Annotated in this window: 1 protein-coding gene; it reads right to left on the bottom strand. The window is 39.1% G+C overall.

The window, feature by feature from the left end; all coding sequences use genetic code 11:
* Window positions 1-176 precede the first annotated feature (176 nt).
* Window positions 177-616: hypothetical protein (locus tag H0X91_RS34700; RefSeq protein ID WP_196433822.1), on the bottom strand; the 440-nt coding region annotated here is incomplete at its 5' end.

The raw sequence follows: 616 nt of genomic DNA, 5'->3' as shown, positions 1-616 counted from the left end.
CTTAATTACCTGGTGCGTATGGCTCGTCATCTAATAATCCAGATAAGATATGATGTATCGTTTAAGTGCCTGATAAGGGTGTAATGTATGCCAATATTAACCTCGGTAATATCTCGCTACCGAGGTTAATTTTCACTTTGCAATATAATTACAGTCTCTTGCAAGTTGATTTTATCTTAGTAATAAGAACCGACCAACCTTATTGCCATTTCGATATTAGCAGGCATAGATGCGTCGTAGCCATACATATGGCCATATTTCGGACGTAATACTTCAGTTACTTTCTTAATAATTGCTTCGCGCTGGGCTCGCGCAAAATCAGCATGATTATTTGCCGTTTTATTCATAAATTTACCAAAACTTTCTTCTTTTCTGACTTTAATTGTCGTATCCCGAAGATCATTAAGAAACTGGCGTTGAAATTTAAAATCATCGTGTGAACCAATATTGCCATCCCCGCCAATAAAATATTTCCAGTCAAGCATTTCAACCTGACGCAAATTACTGTCATGGTAAACCAACGTATCCGATACGGCGAAGCCCATCATCGGCAGTTGGTCAGGATTCAGGAGATCCGGGCTGTGAGCTACTTTTTCCTGTTTTAGCAACCATACAG

Origin of the sequence: Burkholderia sp. 9777_1386, from assembly GCF_015712265.1 — a bacterium.
Classification (GTDB): Bacteria; Pseudomonadota; Gammaproteobacteria; order Burkholderiales; family Burkholderiaceae; genus Burkholderia; species Burkholderia cenocepacia.
This window is presented reverse-complemented; position numbering and strand designations above follow the sequence as displayed.